The sequence below is a fragment of the Kitasatospora sp. NPDC059812 genome (assembly GCF_042732075.1).
In the GTDB taxonomy this organism is placed as follows: Bacteria; Actinomycetota; Actinomycetes; order Streptomycetales; family Streptomycetaceae; genus Kitasatospora.
Map to the genome: position 1 here is coordinate 20882 of NZ_JBHWIO010000050.1, position 17068 is coordinate 37949.

17 protein-coding genes are annotated in these 17068 nt (G+C 73.0%); 8 read left to right on the forward strand and 9 right to left on the reverse strand.

What is annotated here, in order from left to right; all coding sequences use genetic code 11:
• Window positions 1-6: 6 nt before the first annotated feature.
• The 5 genes from paaB to ACFV6D_RS23670 all read right to left on the reverse strand — a co-directional run bounded on the left by paaB (window position 7) and on the right by ACFV6D_RS23670 (window position 5841).
• Window positions 7-300: a 1,2-phenylacetyl-CoA epoxidase subunit PaaB gene (gene paaB / locus ACFV6D_RS23650; protein WP_030056311.1), complete on the reverse strand. Its 294-nt coding sequence runs from the start codon at window positions 298-300 to the stop codon at window positions 7-9.
• Window positions 297-1430: a 1,2-phenylacetyl-CoA epoxidase subunit PaaA gene (paaA, locus tag ACFV6D_RS23655; RefSeq protein ID WP_380373088.1), complete on the reverse strand. Its 1134-nt coding sequence runs from the start codon at window positions 1428-1430 to the stop codon at window positions 297-299. The genes paaB and paaA overlap by 4 nt, the downstream gene beginning before the upstream one ends.
• A gap of 228 nt (window positions 1431-1658) precedes the next feature.
• Window positions 1659-3071 (reverse strand): M20/M25/M40 family metallo-hydrolase, encoded by a 1413-nt coding sequence (locus tag ACFV6D_RS23660; RefSeq protein ID WP_380424578.1) that lies wholly within the window; start codon window positions 3069-3071, stop codon window positions 1659-1661.
• Between the two features lie 764 nt (window positions 3072-3835).
• Window positions 3836-4495 carry a response regulator gene (locus tag ACFV6D_RS23665; RefSeq protein ID WP_380337123.1) on the reverse strand — a complete coding sequence of 220 codons (660 nt, stop codon included), beginning with the start codon at window positions 4493-4495 and terminating at the stop codon, window positions 3836-3838.
• The gene (locus tag ACFV6D_RS23670) at window positions 4492-5841 is read right to left on the reverse strand and encodes a sensor histidine kinase (RefSeq protein ID WP_380561036.1); all 1350 of its coding nucleotides are present in this window, start codon (window positions 5839-5841) and stop codon (window positions 4492-4494) included. Before ACFV6D_RS23670 ends, ACFV6D_RS23665 begins: the two co-directional genes overlap by 4 nt.
• Window positions 5842-6056: 215 nt before the next feature.
• Between ACFV6D_RS23670 and ACFV6D_RS23675 the strand changes: the two genes are divergently transcribed.
• The 4 genes from ACFV6D_RS23675 to ACFV6D_RS23690 all read left to right on the forward strand — a co-directional run bounded on the left by ACFV6D_RS23675 (window position 6057) and on the right by ACFV6D_RS23690 (window position 9828).
• Window positions 6057-6941 (forward strand): class I SAM-dependent methyltransferase, encoded by an 885-nt coding sequence (locus ACFV6D_RS23675; protein WP_380561037.1) that lies wholly within the window; start codon window positions 6057-6059, stop codon window positions 6939-6941.
• A gap of 125 nt (window positions 6942-7066) precedes the next feature.
• Entirely contained in the window at window positions 7067-8080 is a 1014-nt protein-coding gene (locus ACFV6D_RS23680; RefSeq protein ID WP_380561038.1) for an aldo/keto reductase, read from the forward strand.
• Window positions 8081-8155: 75 nt separating this feature from the next.
• On the forward strand, window positions 8156-8743 hold the full coding sequence (locus tag ACFV6D_RS23685; RefSeq protein ID WP_380561039.1) for a TetR family transcriptional regulator: 588 nt from the start codon (window positions 8156-8158) through the stop codon (window positions 8741-8743).
• A gap of 137 nt (window positions 8744-8880) precedes the next feature.
• Window positions 8881-9828 carry an ADP-ribosylglycohydrolase family protein gene (locus ACFV6D_RS23690; protein ID WP_380561040.1) on the forward strand — a complete coding sequence of 316 codons (948 nt, stop codon included), beginning with the start codon at window positions 8881-8883 and terminating at the stop codon, window positions 9826-9828.
• Window positions 9829-9915: 87 nt separating this feature from the next.
• Here the strand turns inward: ACFV6D_RS23690 and ACFV6D_RS23695 are convergent, their stop codons facing one another.
• Window positions 9916-10182: a GlsB/YeaQ/YmgE family stress response membrane protein gene (locus tag ACFV6D_RS23695; RefSeq protein WP_063349911.1), complete on the reverse strand. Its 267-nt coding sequence runs from the start codon at window positions 10180-10182 to the stop codon at window positions 9916-9918.
• A 192-nt stretch (window positions 10183-10374) separates the two neighbouring features.
• Here ACFV6D_RS23695 and ACFV6D_RS23700 point away from each other — a divergent pair, with 192 nt between their 5' ends.
• Window positions 10375-11619, forward strand: coding sequence for a glycosyltransferase (locus tag ACFV6D_RS23700; protein WP_380561041.1), 1245 nt, complete (start codon window positions 10375-10377; stop codon window positions 11617-11619).
• A gap of 353 nt (window positions 11620-11972) precedes the next feature.
• Here ACFV6D_RS23700 and ACFV6D_RS23705 read toward each other — a convergent pair whose 3' ends face one another.
• The 3 genes from ACFV6D_RS23705 to ACFV6D_RS23715 all read right to left on the reverse strand — a co-directional run bounded on the left by ACFV6D_RS23705 (window position 11973) and on the right by ACFV6D_RS23715 (window position 15365).
• Window positions 11973-13004, reverse strand: a complete 1032-nt coding sequence (locus ACFV6D_RS23705; protein ID WP_380561042.1) for a TIGR03842 family LLM class F420-dependent oxidoreductase — start codon at window positions 13002-13004, stop codon at window positions 11973-11975.
• Between the two features lie 76 nt (window positions 13005-13080).
• The gene (gene hydA / locus ACFV6D_RS23710; RefSeq protein WP_380561043.1) at window positions 13081-14511 is read right to left on the reverse strand and encodes a dihydropyrimidinase; all 1431 of its coding nucleotides are present in this window, start codon (window positions 14509-14511) and stop codon (window positions 13081-13083) included.
• Between the two features lie 11 nt (window positions 14512-14522).
• Window positions 14523-15365, reverse strand: coding sequence for a nitrilase-related carbon-nitrogen hydrolase (locus ACFV6D_RS23715; RefSeq protein WP_380561044.1), 843 nt, complete (start codon window positions 15363-15365; stop codon window positions 14523-14525).
• 403 nt (window positions 15366-15768) lie between these two features.
• Here ACFV6D_RS23715 and ACFV6D_RS23720 point away from each other — a divergent pair, with 403 nt between their 5' ends.
• From ACFV6D_RS23720 to ACFV6D_RS23730, 3 genes are all read left to right on the forward strand, one after another.
• The gene (locus ACFV6D_RS23720) at window positions 15769-15846 is read left to right on the forward strand and encodes a putative leader peptide (RefSeq protein WP_106981192.1); all 78 of its coding nucleotides are present in this window, start codon (window positions 15769-15771) and stop codon (window positions 15844-15846) included.
• A gap of 194 nt (window positions 15847-16040) precedes the next feature.
• Entirely contained in the window at window positions 16041-16631 is a 591-nt protein-coding gene (locus ACFV6D_RS23725; RefSeq protein ID WP_380561045.1) for a cysteine dioxygenase, read from the forward strand.
• A complete protein-coding gene (locus ACFV6D_RS23730) occupies window positions 16625-17011 on the forward strand; it encodes a rhodanese-like domain-containing protein (RefSeq protein ID WP_380561046.1) in 387 nt (128 codons plus the stop codon). The genes ACFV6D_RS23725 and ACFV6D_RS23730 overlap by 7 nt, the downstream gene beginning before the upstream one ends.
• Window positions 17012-17068 lie beyond the last annotated feature (57 nt).

Here is a 17068-nt window from a genome sequence, read left to right on the forward strand (position 1 = left end):
CCCCCGTCAGATGTGCGGGACATCCTCGGGGATGTCGTAGAAGGTCGGGTGGCGGTAGACCTTGTCCCCGCTGGGCTCGAAGAACGGGTCACGCTCGTCCGGGGTGGAGGCGGTGATCGCGTCCGAGCGGACCACCCAGAGGCTGACGCCCTCGTTGCGGCGGGTGTAGAGGTCGCGGGCGGCGAGCAGGGCCATCCGGTCGTCGGCCGCGTGCAGCGAACCGACATGGACGTGGTTCAGCCCGCGTCGGGGGCGCACGAACACCTCGTACAGCGGCCAGCCGGCCTTGGACTCGGTCACTTTCCGTTCTCCTGTTCCGTGGGCTCGCCCGTACGCCCGGGCTGCCCGGGTTCGGCGGACTGTCCGGCTCCGGGCAGCGCGGGTTCGGGCAGCACGGGTTCGGCGGACTGTTCGGCGCGGCGCTTGGCCGCGTAGGCGACGGCCGCCTCACGGACCCAGGCACCGTCCTCGTGCGCCGTCCGGCGGCGTTCGACCCGCTGGGTGTTGCACGGGCCCTGGCCGTGGATGACCCTGGTCAGCTCGGACCAGTCCGGCTCGCCGAAGTCCCAGCCGCCGCGTTCCTCGTTCCAGCGCAGCTCGGGGTCCGGGAGCGTGACGCCCAGGTGCTCGGCCTGCGGGACGGTCATGTCGACGAAGCGCTGACGCAGCTCGTCGTTGGTGTGCCGCTTGATCCGCCAGGCCATCGAGCGGGCGGTGTTCGGCGAGTCGGCGTCCGGGGGCCCGAACATCATCAGAGACGGCCACCACCAGCGGTCCACCGCGTCCTGGACCATCCGGCGCTGCGCCTCGGTACCACGCATCAGTGTCATCAGCAGCTCATAACCCTGACGCTGGTGGAACGACTCCTCCTTGCAGATCCGCACCATCGCGCGGGCGTACGGGCCGTAGCTGCAGCGGCAGAGCGGGACCTGGTTGCAGATCGCGGCGCCGTCGACCAGCCAGCCGATCACGCCGACGTCGGCGAAGGTGAGGGTCGGGTAGTTGAAGATCGAGGAGTACTTCTGCCGGCCGGAGATCAGCTTCTCGGTGAGCTCTGCGCGGTCGACACCCAGGGTCTCGGCGGCGGCGTAGAGGTAGAGGCCGTGGCCGGCCTCGTCCTGGGCCTTGGCGAGCAGGATCGCCTTGCGGCGCAGCGAGGGGGCGCGGGTGAGCCAGTTCCCCTCGGGCTGCATGCCGATGATCTCGGAGTGGGCGTGCTGGGCGATCTGGCGGATCAACGTGGCCCGGTAGGCGTCGGGCATCCAGTCCCTGGGCTCGATCCGCTGCTCGGCGGCGACGACCGCCTCGAACCGGTCCTCCTGCGCCTGCGCGGGGACCGCCTCGGCCACCTCTGCTGTCACCACGATCACCTCTCGTGTCCCGCGCCGGCGCCCACGGCGCCAACCGACTGACCGTTCGGTCGGTACCATTCTGCGCGGCGAGACGGAGGGATGGCAAGGGATGCGGGCGAGGGGTGGGGTTTCGGGCGGTGAGCAGTGGGCGCAGGCGGCGGGCGGGCGACAAACAGATAACAGCTAACAGATTTCATTATCTGTTAGCTGTTATCTGTTAGCTGTTACTTGTCACCCGTCTTCTGTTCTCTGTTTTCTACTCTCTGCTCTCTGCTCGCCGATAGCCCCCGGCCGTCGGCGGCCCGCTCAACCCTCCGTGCGGTCGCGCAGCCTCGGCAGCGGTACGGCGAGGAGCGCGGCCAGCAGGGCGATCCGGGGTGCCAGCTGGTCGAGCCGGATGTGCTCGTGCCGGGCATGCGCACCGGCACCGACCGCGCCGAAGCCGTCCAGCGTCGGCAGCCCGCGCGAGCCCGGCAGGTTGGTGTCCCCCGCACCGCCCGCCGGTCCGCCGTCCAGCTGCTGCCCGAGCACCGCCGCGAGTGAACGAACGTGCCGCAGCAGCGGGTTGCCGGTGCGCTCGGGCCACGCCGGACGGCTGGACAGCACCTCGGTCCGGACCCTGGCCCCCGGACGAAGCGCGGTGAGCCGAGCCAGGTTGTCGAGCGTACGGCGCTGTGCCTCGGCGGTGGAGAACCGCAGGCCGAGCTCGGCCTCGGCCCGGCCCGCGACCACGTTGGCCCGCGAACCCCCGCTGATCCGACCGGCGTTGAGCTCCGTCCCCGGCTGTCCCGCGAGGCCGCGGACGACGACGAGCTGGTCGACGAGTTCGTCGACCGCCGACACCCCGTCGTGGGCGTCGTTGCCCGCGTGGGCCTCACGCCCGGTGACGGTGAGCCGGACCCGGGTGCTGCCGCGCCGGGCCGTCTTCAACCGGCCGTCGGGGTGCGGAGGTTCGAGCCCCAGGACCGCGGCCGCGCCGCGCAACTGGCGCTCGACCAGGCGCCGTCCGTCCGGACTGCCGACCTCCTCGTCGGAGACGACGACCAGCCGGACGGCGCGGTGCGGCCGCTGCCCGAGGTCGGCGAGCAGGGCGAACGCGCCTTCCAGGATGGCGAGTCCGCCCTTCATGTCGACGACGCCGGGGCCGCTGAGCAGACCGTCCTGCTCGGTGACCGGCCAGTCGGCGAGGGTGCCGACCGGCCAGACGGTGTCGTGGTGGCCGACGATCAACAGGTGCGGCAGGGTCTCGTCCTGCCCCTCCCAATCCAGGACGAGGTGGTCGCCGGCCGGCCCGGGCTCGCGTCGCGCGGTGGCACCGGTGGCACTGAACCCGGCGCTCAACTCCTCGGCGAGAGCGTCGAGTCTGGGTACGTCTCCGCTGGGTGACTCGATCCGGGCCAGGTCCGTGCACCGGCGCCGGACGGCCCCGGCCAGCGTACGGGCGCGAGTACTGAGGGCCTGCGGCAGGCCGGGGAGCGCGGCGGTCGCGGCAGCGGTGGCCGAGGCTGTGACGGTGGCCGTGGCCGTGGCCGTGGCCGTGGCATGAGCGGTGGTGGTAGCGCTGGTGGTAGCGGTAGCGGTGAGGGCCTCACCGTCAGCAGCGGCCGGGAGGTCGACGGGGGCGCGGTCCGAGGCAGGGGCGGGCGCGGGGGCGGAGTCACCGTCGGGGGCGGCGGCGGCACTCGGCGCGGCGGGCGACCCGACGATCTGGGGACTCAACGTTCGCCTCCGCGGCCGCTGCCGGTATTCAGCGGCCGGACCGGCCGACCACCCCAACCCGGCTGCCAGGCCCGGCTGGACCGCGCCGATCGACCGGGATGGTGCCCGGCCCTTCGGAACGGACCGTCTGGCCCAAGTGCGGTGGAACGGCTGGGCGGCGTGCTTGGCATTACGTCCTCCTCGCTCGATCCGGTGGCCCCGGTCCGCCCGGGGCCCCGTGGACGGCGGCTTCCTGACGGCGGGCGCAACGGGCCGGACCGCCGCAGGGAAGCCGAGATGTGAGCCTAGAAGAACCGTTCGGCTTCCTGCGAGGTGGCCCTGCTCCCAGCGTGCCGGGACCGGGCCCTCAACCTCGGACACCCGTCGGAGAACAGCGGCGGGCGCGCGGCGCGCGGGCCTGGATCGGCGCGCGGGCGCGGTCGCCGGATCGCGCCCATCTCCACCATGGACCCGCCGCCCGGGTTCGGCAGCGCAAACCGCCAAGGCGCGGGATTTCCACGCCGGATGGGTGACAACGGCTCAGCGCGCGGTACGAACCGGGAGCACGCGACCGGCTCAGGGGGAGCCCGGTCCGACGCCCCGGGAACACTCGCGTGAACACCGGACGACATGACGCCCCACCCGCCACCGTGCGCACCACCGGGCGTCGGGCATCGGCAGGACCAGCGACCACACGAGCCACGACGGCACCGCCCTGCACTGCCCCGCACCGCCCGGCACCAACTGCAGGGCACCGACTCAGGGCACCGCTGGCAGGCTCCGACTCAGGCGCCGTCCTCGACCAGCCCGGCATCGCGCGCGAGCAACGCGGCCTGGACCCGGTTGCCGACGCCCAGCCCGGTCAGGATCCGGCTGACGTGCGCCTTCACGGTGCTCTCGCGCATCCCGAGGACGCCCGCGATCTCCGCGTTGGAGAGCCCGTCGGCGAGTTCGCGCAGCACGTCCGTCTCGCGCGGCGTCAGCCCGGCGACCCGATTGCGGGCGGCGACCGACCGGGGCGCACCGGTGCGGTGGTAGCGGTCGATCAGGCGCCGCGCGGCCGCCGGGTGCAGCATCCCCTGGCCGGCGGCGACGACGTGGACGGCCCGCGCGATCTCGGCGGGCGGGGTGTCCTTGAGCAGGAAGCCGTCGGCCCCGGCGGCGAGCGCCTGGTACACGTACTCGTCGAGGTCGAAGGTGGTGAGCGCGATCACGCGCGGGGCGTCGGGCAGTTCGCGCAGGCGCCTGGTGGCGGCGATGCCGTCGAGCCGGGGCATCCGGATGTCCATGAGCGCCACGTCGATCCGCTGGCTGCGGGCGAGTTCGACGGCCTGCAGTCCGTCGGTGGCCTCGGCTACCACGGTGAGGGCCGGGTCCTGGGCGAGCAGGTCGACGAGACCGAGCCGCACCAGCGCGTCGTCGTCGACCACCATCGTGCGGATCATGCGTCGTCCTTCGGCTTCGGGGTCGGGGAGGGAGCAGGGGTCGGGGAAGGCCCGGATCCGGGGTCGCGTCCCGTGCCTGGGCCCGGCCTTGGGACGGGCCCAGGCACGGGTTTTGGCGCGGGTTCTGGCACGGGTTCTGGCACGGTCTGCGGCGGGCGCTCCGGTGCGGGCAGGCGGGCCGCGAGCCGGAAGCCGCCACCGCCGTCCGGTCCCGCGTCGAGGTGGCCGCCGAGCGCGTCGACCCGTTCGGTGAGCCCCACCAGACCGTACCCGCCGCTGGTGCCCGGCCCGTTCGGCGACGCCTCCCCTGGGCCGTTGCGGACCTCGACGGTGGTGGCCGGGGCGCCGTAACGGACCCGGACGGTGACGGGCGCGGCGTGCGCGTACTTGCGGGCGTTGGTCAGCGCCTCCTGGACCAGACGGTGCACGGCCAGCCGGTGGGTGGTGGGGACGGTCTCCGGATCGCCGGCGAGGGCCAGTTCGACCTGCTGCCCGGCCGAAGTGGCCTCGCCGACGAGTTCGGTGAGATCGCGCAGCGCGGGCGCCGGGACGCGCTCCGCCCGGGGCGGTACGGCCGGCACCTCCTCGGCGGCCGGTGCTGTCGGCGGGTCGGCCCGCAGGGCGCCGAGGACGTCGCGCAGGTCGTCGAGCGAGTGTGCGGCGGTGGTGCGCAGCAGTTCGAGGCGGTGGGTGAGCCGGTCCGGGTCGGCGGCGACGGTGCCGGCGAGGGCCTGGTCGCGCAGCACCCCGGCGTGCAGCACCAGCAGGCTGAGACGGTGGGCGAGCACGTCGTGCATCTCCCGGGCGATCCGGGCCCGTTCGGCGGCCCGGGCCCGTTCGGCGCGCAGTTCGCGCTCCCGGCGCAGCACGTCCACCTGCTCGTGCAGGGTGCGGATCAGCACCCGGCGGCCGTGCAACCACAGGCCGACGGACAAGGTCGCCGCCTGGACGAGGAGTTGGGATCCGGTGGTGCCCGCCCAGCCGACCAGCGAGTCGGCTCGGGTCGCGCTCACCACTGCGATGAGGGCGCCGCCGGCCACCGCCGGGCCGGTCCGGCCGAGGGAGGCGAGGTAGTAGACGCTGAACAGTCCGGGAAAGGCGCGGTTGAACAGGCCGCCGGTGAGCACCGGCAGGACGGCGGAGGCCATCGGGTAGCGGCGGGCGAACAGCAGGGAGAGCGGGGCGACGGCGGCCACGACGGTCCGGGGCATCCTCAACGGCTCGTCGGCGTGGATCCACTGGGAGAGGCCCTCCTCGGCGGTGAGCGCGAGGATGCCGAGCAGCAGCAGGGTGTCGCTCCACAGCCGGCGGTCCGGGCCGTACCAGCCCAGCAGGCCTGTGCGCATCGGGCCGCTCCCGTCCTCTCGCATCGGGCTCCCTCCGCGCTCTCTCCGTCCGTCCGTCGCCCGTTCCTCCGTCCGTCCGGCTCGATTCGATGCTACGGGCGGGCGGCGGGCGGGTGCCCCCTTCTCCCAGGTACCCGTGCCCTCGACTTTCGTCGGGGGTACGCGTCGCTCGTCGGCCGATTCGGGGTGCGGCCAGGCTACCTAGCGTCGACGGCATGACCACCGAAAAGCTCCGCCCCCGCCCCCACCTCGACTCCATTGGCCCGCAGCGTAGTTCACGTTCCGCCGGGGACCACCTGCTGTTCCTCACCGAGGCCCTGCGCACCTTCCACGAGACCGGCGCGCTGGCACCGAGCGGCGAGGACCTGGTGAACGCCCTGGTGGTTCCGGTCACCAGCCGCCCGAATCGGCCGATCTCGGTGCTGGAAGTCGGCGCCGGGACAGGCGTGGTGACCCGCCGGCTGGCCCAAGTACTCCTCCCGGGCGACCGGTTGCACGTCGTCGAGGCGAACCCGCGCTTCGCCGACCGGCTGCGGGAGGACCCGGTGCTGGCCGCACGACGCCCGGGCGTCGCCCTGCGGCTGTCGGCCTGCCGGGTGGAGGAGCTGCCCCAGGACGAGACCAGCGAGACCAGCGAGACGAACCAGACGGGCCGAGCGGGCGGGGCCGGCGAGACGGACGACCGGTACGACGTGATCGTGTCGGGCCTCCCGTTCACCAACTTCGAGCCGGCCCAGGTGCGCCACCTCCTCGACCTCTACCTGCGGCTGCTGCTGCCCGGGGGCGAGCTGACGTACTTCGGCTACCTCGGCACGACGACGGCTCGCACCCTGTCCTCGGGGCCCCGGCAGAGCGCCCGCCACCGGGCAGTGGTGCGACTGCTGCGGCGGTTCAAGGCGGCGTACGGGCTGGGCGAGCGCACGGTGTGGCGCAACCTGCCGCCGGCCCGCGCCTACCTGCTCCGGGCGCCGGGCGGACGGGAGGACTGGGGGCTGGCCTCGCCCCCAGAGCCCCCGGCAGGCGAGGCCACAGCCGACGAGGCGCCCTCGCGTACGAGAACCGCAGCCGGGCGGCCGATCGAGTCGGCAGGTGACAGATAACAGGTGACAGCTTTCAGATAACAGATAACAGACGACAGCGAACAGATTTTGAAATCTGTTCGCTGTCGTGCCATAGTGAACTCCGGGTCACCCCGCCTATCGCCGCACCCACCCCTGGAGTCCCCGTGGCCACGACCTCCCGCCCCACACAGCGCACCCTCGGCACCTCCGGACCGGTCACCTCCACCCTCGGCCTCGGCTGCATGGGCATGTCCGACCTGTACGGCCCGGCCGACGAGGCCGAGAGCATCGCCACCATCCACGCCGCGATCGACGCCGGGGTCACCCTGCTCGACACCGGCGACTTCTACGGCATGGGCCACAACGAGCTGCTGATCCACGAGGCCCTGCGCGGCCGCGCCCGCGAGAGCGTGCAGATCAGCGTGAAGTTCGGCGCCCAGCGCGGCCCGGACGGCCAGTGGCTCGGTTACAACGCGAGCCCCGCCGCCACCAAGACCGCCCTCGCCTACACGCTGCGCCGCCTGCGCACCGACCACATCGACGTCTACCGCCCCGCCCGCCTGGACCCGAACGTCCCGATCGAGGAGACCGTCGGCGCCATCGCGGACCTGGTGAAGGCCGGCTACGTCCGCCACATCGGCCTGTCGGAGGTCGGCGCCGACACCCTGCGCCGCGCCGCCGCCGTCCACCCGATCAGCGACCTGCAGATCGAGTACTCGCTGATCTCCCGCTCGATCGAGGACGCCATCCTCCCCACCGCCCGCGAGCTCGGCATCGGCGTCACCGCCTACGGCGTGCTCTCGCGCGGCCTGCTCAGCGGCCACTGGGACCAGGGCCGCGCCCTGGCCGGCACCGACTTCCGTGGCCACAGCCCGCGTTTCCAGGGCGACAACCTGGCCCACAACCTCGCGCTCGTCGAGGCGCTGCGCGCGGTGGCCGCCGCGAAGGGGGCGAGCGTCGCCCAGGTCGCCATCGCCTGGGTCGCCTCGCGCGGGGAGGACGTCGTTCCGCTGGTCGGCGCCCGCCGCCGCGACCGCCTCACCGAGGCACTGGGCGCGCTGGACGTCACCCTCACCGCGGCCGACCTCGCGGCCATCGAGGCGGCCGTCCCCGCCGGCTCCGCAGCGGGCGACCGCTACGCTGCCGCCCAGATGGCACACCTGGACAGCGAACACTGACCAACCGGAACCGGCCCGACGGCCGGGGACGGCAGCAGCACCCTCGACCGCACGACCCTAAGGACGGACCTCCCCGTGACCACGGACACCACACTCACCGCCGAGCAGATCCTGATCGCGGCGGAGGACGTCCTCCGGCGGTTCGGCCCGGCCAAGGCCACCGTCGTGGACGTCGCCCGGATCCTCGGCGTCAGCCACAGCAGCGTCTACCGCCACTTCCCGAGCAAGGCCGCGCTGCGCGAGGCGGTCACCCAGCGCTGGCTCGACCAGGCGCACCACCAGCTCGCCTTCATCTCGACCGAGCCCGGCTCGGCCGTCGAGCAGCTGCACCGCTGGCTGGTGACGCTGTTCGCGGCCAAGCGGAAGAAGGCGCTGGACGACCCGGAGCTGTTCGCCACCTACATGGTGCTGGTCAAGGAGAACAGCGGCATCGTCGAGACGCACATCGACACCCTGGTCACCCAGATCGCCCAGATCGTCCAGGACGGCATGGAGAGGAAGGAGTTCAAGCTCGCCCACATCCTCTCCACGGCCCGCGCCGTCTTCGACGCCACCAGCCCCTTCCACGACCCGGCGTACGCGTCCTCGTGGTCCGAGCCGACCATCGAGGACCGTTTCGAGGCCCTCTGGAAGCTCATCCTCGGCGGCCTGCTCGCCAAGTGACGGACCTCCGACGCCCGGGCGCCCCTGACCCGGGCACCGACGGCCGGGCCCGCCGACACCGGAGCGAAACCCGGTCGCCGGCGGGCCCGGCCGTCCGGCAGACTGCCGCGCACGGTTGATCTCACCTGGAGGACGACATGCGTCCGGCCCATCCGACCCCTCCGCCCCGCCCGACCCGTCCGGCCCTGGACAGTCTGCAAGGGCTCGCCCTCGGCGACGCCTTCGGCGACCGCTGGTTCTCGGCCCCGCTCGACGAGGCGCCCGCCGCGCTGGCCGCCCGCCGGCTCCGCCCGGCGCCCTGGCACTGGACCGACGACACCGCGATGGCGCTGGTCCTCGTCCGCCACCTGGCCTCCTGGGGCGAGGTCCGGCAGGATGCGCTGGCCGGCGAGTTCGCCGAGGAGTACGCCCGTGAGTACGGGCGCAAGTACGGCCCGTCGATGCACCGGGTGCTACGTGAGATCGGCGCCGGCGGGGACTGGCGCGCCATCACCTCGCGCCAGTTCGAGGGTCAGGGCTCGTACGGGAACGGCGCCGCGATGCGGGTCGCCCCACTGGGCGCCTGGTTCGCGGACGACCTGGACTCCGTCGCCCGGCAGGCCGAGCTCCAGGCGCTCGCCACGCACTTCCACCCGGAGGCGGTCGCGGGCGCGGTGGCGGTCGCCCTCGCCACGGCACTCGCCGTCCGCAGCCGGGGCCAAACCCCGCCCGGCCGTGCCGAGTTGCTGACCGAGGTGGCCGGTCGCCTGCCCGACAGCGAGGTGCGCTCCGGTCTGCGGATCGCCGCCCGGCTGCCCGGACACACGAGCGTCCGACAGGCCGCCAACGTGCTCGGCTCCGGGTTCATGATCTCCGCCCCGGACACCGTCCCGTTCGCCCTCTGGTCCGCCGCCGGGCACCTGGACTCACTGCCCGAGGTGATCTGGCACGCCCTGGAGGGCTGGGGCGACATGGACACCACCTGCGCGATCGCCGCCGGTGTGGTCGCCGCCCGCACCGGCCTCGCCGAGGTGCCGACCGCTTGGCTGGCCGCCCGCGAGGACCTGCCGGAGCGGGTCACGGAGGCGTCGGCACCGACGCGCTGAGCCGAGCCGGCCGCCCCGTGGGCCTGGCCGGCTCGGCTGCGCGACACCGTGTCCGCGTCGGCGCGGGGCCGGTTCCCGGCGCCCGGGCTAGCGTCGGGAACTGCCGAACACCAGCCGGTAGATGATCAGCAGCACCAGGGCGCCGCCGATCGCCGACACCCAGGTCGCCATGTCGAAGAAGTGCGCCGTCACCGACCTGTGCAGGAAGTGCGAGGCGATCCAACCGCCGACGAAGGAGCCGGCGATACCGATCAGGGTTGTCACGATCATGCCGCCCGGGTCCTTTCCCGGCAGCAACAGCTTGGCCAGTGCCCCCGCCAGCAGGCCAAGCACGATCCACGCGACGATGCTCATCTGTCCCTCCCGTCCACGGCGCGACGGCCCCGTTCCGCCGCTCTGCCAGGAAGGACGCCGCCCACCACCGCCCGGTTCCGGCGCCGCGGGAGCACCGGCCCGAACCGGCCACCCCGAACCGGCCACCCCGGGCCGGGCCGCTCCGGGCGAGGCACCCTCCCGGCGGGGCGCCCGAGCCGGGATACTGCGGCCATGCGCATCCTGATCGCCACCGCCGGATCCCGGGGCGACGTGGCCCCGTTCACCGGGCTCGGCGTCCGCCTCCAGGCGGCCGGCCATCAGGTGGCCGTCGCAACCCACACCACTTTCGCCGCCTCGGTGCGGACCGCAGGGCTGGAGTTCCGCCCGCTGCCGGTCGACCCGCGCGCCGAACTCGCCTCCGCCGAGGGGCGGCGCCTGCTCCAGGCCGGCACCGGACCGCTAGCCGTCCTACAACTGCTGCAGCTGGGGCGGAAGTTCATGCCGGAGCTCGCCGACGGCATCGCCGACGCCACGGCACTCGGCACCGACCTGCTGCTCACCACCAGCACCACCAGCCCGCTCGGCCAGGTCGCAGCCGAGGCCGCAGGCATTCCCAGCATCGGCCTGCACCTCCAACCGCTCTCCCCCACGCGGAAGTTCGCGCCCGCCGTCACCGGCGCCCGCTCACTCGGCCGCCCGGGCAACCTGCTCGCGGGGCATGCCGTCCAGGTCGCGACCGACCAGCTCTTCGCCCCCGCCGCACGCAGGCTGCGGCGCCGCCTCGGCCTGCCGCCACTCGACGCCAGTCGTGCCAGGCGCAAGTGCCCCGTCCTGCACGGGTTTTCGCCTGCCGTCGTCCCGCGACCCGCCGACTGGCGCCCGGGGCTGGACGTGGCCGGTTACTGGTGGCCGGTACGGGATCCGGGCTGGCGGCCCCCGGCCCGACTGCTCGACTTCCTCGCCGCCGGACCGCCGCCGGTCTTCGTCGGCTTCGGCAGCCTGGTCGCCCCCGACCCCGGAAGGCTCACCGCGACAGTGGTCGCCGCGGTCCGCGCCGCCCGGGTCCGGGCCGTCTTGCAGTCGGGCTGGAGCGACCTCGCCGCCGGCGAGGCGGAGGACGTCCTGACCATCGGCGACGCCCCGCACGACTGGCTGTTCCCCCGCATGGCCGCCGTGATCCACCACGCCGGAGCCGGCACGACCGCCGCCACCCTGCGCTGCGGCACGCCAGCCGTCCCGGTACCGGCGCAGCTCGACGCCCCGTTCTGGTCTGACCGGCTCACCCGCCTCGGCGTCTCCCCCGGGCCGGTACCACTGCGCGCCCTCACCGCCGCACGCCTCGCCGCCGCCATCCGCCAGACTCTCGACGACCCCCGCTACCGCGACCAGGCCCGGGCGGCGGCCGCCACGCTCGCGGCCGAGGACGGCGCGGCGAAGGTGCTGGCGGCCGTCGACCGGGCAGCGGCCGGCGGATGACAGCGGGCAAACGGCAGTGAACAAGTGACGGCGAACAGATAACAGATAACAGATTTCGAAATCTGTTATCTGTTCGCTGTCATCCGTTTGCTGTTATCCGTTCGCTGTCACTTGTCAGCCGCCCACCCCCATCCGCCCGTCGCACCCGCCCGCCGGGCGCCCGAGGCCGCGCCCAGCGCGAGGTACAGCACCGAGGCCGACCCGGAGCGCCAGGAAGTTGCAGGTGGTCCAGGTGCGCCGTGCCACCGGGACCGGCCACAGGTCGTCGTCGGTGTAGCCGTTGGACGGCAACTCTCCTGCGGCCGGGTAGAGTTCAACCCAGCCATGGGCAACTCCCCTCTGCGCGAATGGCGTTACGCCTGAGGTGGGCGGGACAGGTACGGGATGATGTCGGTCCCGTAGGCGTCGATGGTGGCCTCGACGGCGTCGTGCATGGCGTAGACGGCGAACTGGTCGACGCCGAGGGAGCGGAGGTGCTCCAGGCGGGCGAGTTGGGCCTGCGGCGGGCCGATGAGGCAGAAGCGGTCGACGATCTCGTCCGGCACGAAGGCGGTGTCGGGGTTCCCGGCCCGGCCGTGGTGGCTGTAGTCGTAGCCCTGGCGGCCCTTGATGTAGTCGGTGAGGGCCTCCGGGACGAGGTCGGAGTGCGCGCCGTAGTGGCTGACCAGGTCGGCCACGTGGTTGCCGACCATCCCGCCGAACCAGCGGCACTGCTCCCGGGCGTGGGCGAGCGCGGCGGGCGAGTCGTCGGCGGTCACGTAGGCGGGGGCGGCGACGCAGATGGTGACGGCGTCCGGGTCCCGGCCGGCCTCGGCCGCGGCGGACCGCACCGCCTTGATCATGTACTCGGCGAGGTACGGGTCGGCCAACTGGAGGATGAATCCGTCGGCCTGACGACCGGTCAGGGCGAGTGCCTTCGGCCCGTACGCGCCCATCCAGATGGGGAGTTCGGCGCCGGGGCCGACCCACGGCAGGTGCATCTCGGTGCCGTCCACCTCGACCGTCCGCCCCTCGGCCAGTTCCTTGATGGCGTGCATGGCCTGGGAGAGCCGGGCGAGGGTGGCGGGGCGGCGTCCGGCGACCCGCATGGCGGAGTCGCCACGGCCGATGCCGCAGACGGTGCGGTTGCCGTACATGTCGTTGAGCGTGGCGAACAGGGAGGCGGTGACCTCCCAGGTGCGGGTGGAGGGGTTGGTGACCATCGGTCCGACGGTCAACTGCCGTGTCTCGGCGATGATCCGGCTGTAGATGACGAACGGTTCCTGCCACAGGACGCAGGAGTCGAAGGTCCAGCCGTGGCTGAACCCGGCCTGTTCAGCGCGGATCATCCGGTCGATGAGCAGGCGGGCGGGCGGGTCGGTCTGCAGGACGAGGCCGATGTCCATGGGTGGCTCCGGGGAGGGTGGTTCCGCCGCCCGGGCCATCGTGCGCACGGGCCCGGGCGGCGGTGCGGGAGAGTGGTCAGGTCAGGTACTGACAGGTGTCGCGGCGCAGGAACGTGCCGTGGCCGGCCCGGCCGAGCCAGGTTTCGCCGTCCAGCACGACGGTGCCGCGCGAGAGCACGGTGCGGGCGCGGCCGGTGAGTTGGCGGCCCTCGTACGCCGAGTAGTCGACGTTCATGTGGTGCGTGGCGGCGGAGACGGTCTGCACGGCGGTGGGGTCGTAGACGACGAGGTCGGCGTCGGCGCCGGGCGCGATGGTGCCCTTGCGCGGGTGCAGCCCGAACATCCGGGCGGGCGTGGTGCAGGCGATCTCGATCCAGCGCCGACGGGTGATGTGCCCGTCCACGACGGCCTGGTGGAGCAGGTCCATCCGGTTCTCCACGCCGGGCAGGCCGTTGGGGATCTTCGAGAAGTCGCCGCGGCCGAGTTCCTTCTGCCCGGTGAAGCAGAACGGGCAGTGGTCGGTGGAGACCACCTGGAGGTCGTTGGCGCGCAGTCCGCGCCAGAGCGCCTCCTGGTGCTCGCGCGGCCGAAGCGGCGTGCTGCACACGTACTTGGCGCCCTCGAAGCCGTCGGCACCGGTCTCGGCGAGGTTGTCGGTGGAGAGGAACAGGTACTGCGGGCAGGTCTCGCCGAAGACGTTGAGCCCGGCGTCGCGGGCCTGGACGAGCTCGGCGAGGGCGGCCGCCGCGGAGACGTGGACGACGTAGAGCGGGCTGCCGGCGACCTGGGCGAGCTTGATGGCCCGGTGGGTGGCCTCGGCCTCCAGGAGTTCGCGGCGGACCTCGCCGTGGTAGCGGGGTGCGGTGTGCCCGGCGGCGAGGGCCTGTTCGACCAGGACGTCGATGGCGATGCCGTTCTCGGCGTGCATCATGGTCAGCCCGCCGTTGACCGCGCCGCGCTGCATGGCGCGCAGGATGCGGCCGTCGTCGCTGTAGAAGACGCCGGGGTAGGCCATGAAGAGCTTGAAGGAGGTGGACTCGCCGGAGTCGACGAGGGCGTCCATCTCCTTGAGGACGCTCTCGTTGACGTCGGAGACGATGGTGTGGAAGGCGTAGTCGACGGCGCAGTTGCCGTCGGCCTTGGCGTGCCAGGTGTCCAGGCCCTCGCGCAGCGAGCCGCCGACGGACTGCACGGCGAAGTCGACGATGGTGGTGGTGCCGCCCCAGGCGGCGGCCCGGGTGCCGGTCTCGAAGGTGTCGGAGGCCGAGGTGCCGCCGAAGGGCAGTTCCATGTGGGTGTGGGCGTCGACGCCGCCCGGGATGACGTAGTGGCCGGTGGCGTCGATGACGGTGTCGGCGCTCCAGGCCTCGGCGGCGGAGCTGCCGGTGGCGGCGAGGGCGGCGATGCGTTCGCCCTCGATGAGGACGTCGGCGTGGAGTTCGTCGGCGGCGGTGATGACGAGGCCGCCGCGGACGATGGTGCGCTGGTGCGGGTCGCGGGTGGTCATCGCGCTGCTCCTCAGGCCTCGGCGAGCGGTCCGTAGGCGTCGGGGCGGCGGTCGCGGTAGAACGCCCACTGCTGGCGGACCTGTTCGATCAGGCCGAGGTCGAGGTCGCGGACGACGAGCTCCTCCTCCTTGTCGGAGGCGACGTCGCCGACGAACTGGCCGCGCGGGTCGACGAAGTAGGAGGTGCCGTAGAAGTCGTTGTCGCCGCACTCCTCGGTGCCGACGCGGTTGATGGCGGCGACGAAGTACTCGTTGGCGACGGCGGCGGCGGGCTGTTCCAGCTGCCAGAGGTAGGCGGAGAGGCCTCGGCTGGTGGCGGAGGGGTTGTAGACGATCTGCGCTCCGGCCAGGCCCAGGGCGCGCCAGCCCTCGGGGAAGTGGCGGTCGTAGCAGATGTAGACGCCGACCTTGCCGACGGCGGTGTCGAAGACGGGCCAGCCGAGGTTGCCGGGCTTGAAGTAGTACTTCTCCCAGAAGCCCTTGACCTGCGGGATGTGGTGCTTGCGGTACTTGCCGAGGTAGCTGCCGTCGGCGTCGATGACGGCGGCGGTGTTGTAGTAGACCCCGACCTGTTCCTCCTCGTAGACCGGGACGACGATCACCAGGCCGAGTTCACGGGCGAGATCCTGCATCCGGCGGACGGTGGGGCCGTCGGGGACGGCTTCGGCCCAGCGGTAGTGCTCGGCTTCCTGGACCTGACAGAAGTACGGGGCGTTGAAGACCTCCTGGAAGCCGATGATCTTCGCGCCCTGGGCGGCGGCCTCGCGGGCGTACCGCTCGTGAAGGGCGATCATGCTCTCCTGGTCGCCGGTCCAGCGGGTCTGGACGAGCGCGGCACGGACGATCTGCGACATGGATACCTCCGCAACTCCGCTGCCCGGCCATGGGGTCGGGCCTGCGGTCTGAGGGTTGACGGGGCGGGCGGGTCTCGTCTGCGGACCGCCGGGGATCCGCAGGGGTCTACGTGCGTAGAAAGCGGTCTGTAGACCGTAGGCCGGGCCTCGGTGGCCTGACAATACGTTGGCGGTAACGCATCTGGGGCGATCTCGTGACGCGGACACGCGGAAGGTCCTGGATGGGATGAAACGATCATTTACCCCGCAAGTGGGGTCCTTACGCATGCGAGTGCCGTTCGGCGGTTCCGGTCCAGAACGGCTCGACGGCCGGTCGGCCAGGGTGGGGTAGCGCGGCGCAGCCGGCGGCGGCCGGCCCCATCCGGCTTGACTTCGTCCGGTTGGCTCGGGAAGGATCCGGCGCATGGACACCGGCACCACTCTGGTCTGCCGCCTGCACGTCGATCTGCGACGCCAGGCGAGTTCCATCTGTGCCTGTTGACCCTGACTCTCCCCGCCGCCCCCGCCCTGTGACGTCTGCCAGGGCCCGCGCCGCGCACCCGCACCCAGCGTTCTGATTCCCGCCCCGCCCGGCGCACCCGCGCGTGCCGTGCCGCTCCGTCGGCCCGTGCCCTCGCCCGCCGCCGGACCAGGGCGCACCCCGCCGACGTTCCCGCTGCACCCGAGGACGCCCCCATGAGCCTGAACCTCGCCCCCGACGAACCCGCTGCCGCCCAAGCCCCGACCCCGGCAGCGGCAGCGGCACCAACACTGGCATCGGCACTGGCCAGAACAGCCAGGGCCACCGCCACCGCCACCGCGGAGGCCCGCGCGCCGCTCACCCCGAGCGCCCTGCGCGCCGTCGTCCGAGAACTGGCCGAACAGCCCGACCAGTGGATCCACCTCGTCCGGCTCTCCACCGAGGAGCGCTGGTACCAGCGGCTGGTGGCCGACGACGACCACGAGGTGTGGCTGATCAGCTGGCTGCCCGGCCAGTCCACCGGCTTCCACGACCACGGCGGCTCGCGCGGCGCGTTCGCCGTCGCCCTCGGCGAGCTGGAGGAGCTGTCCCTCGGCGGGCCGGAGCAGGGCCTGCTGATCCGCCGGGTCCCGGCCGGCACCGCCCGCGCCTTCGGCCCCGAGTACGTGCACGACGTGCGCAACACCGCGTCCGGCCCGGCCGTGACCCTGCACGCCTACTCGCCCCCGCTGGGCTCGATGGCGCACTACGACCTGCGGGCCGGCGGGCTCGTCCGCACCTCGGAGGAAGGACCGGAGCAATGGTGACCACGATCGACGACCTGGTGGAGCGGGCCCGCGAGGGCGTCCACCGTCCGCGCGCCCGGGAGGCGTACCAGTCTCAGCTGGACGGCGCGCTGCTGGTGGACATCCGTCCGGCGGCGCAGCGGGCGACGGAGGGGGAGATCCCCGGCTCGCTGATCATCGAGCGCAACGTCCTGGAGTGGCGGCTGGACCCGACGGGCAGTCACCGGATCCCCGAGGCGTCGGGTTACGACGTCGAGGTGATCGTGGTCTGCTCGGAGGGGTACGCCTCCAGCCTGGCGGCGGCCTCGCTGCGCGAGCTGGGGCTGCACCGGGCGACCGATCTGGACGGCGGCTTCGTCGGCTGGGCGGCCTCCGGGCTGCCGACGCGCCGGGGCGGCTGAGAGCCTGGAGGGCTGGGGCGCTCGGCGGCTGACGGGCTGATCGTCCGGGGCGCGAGC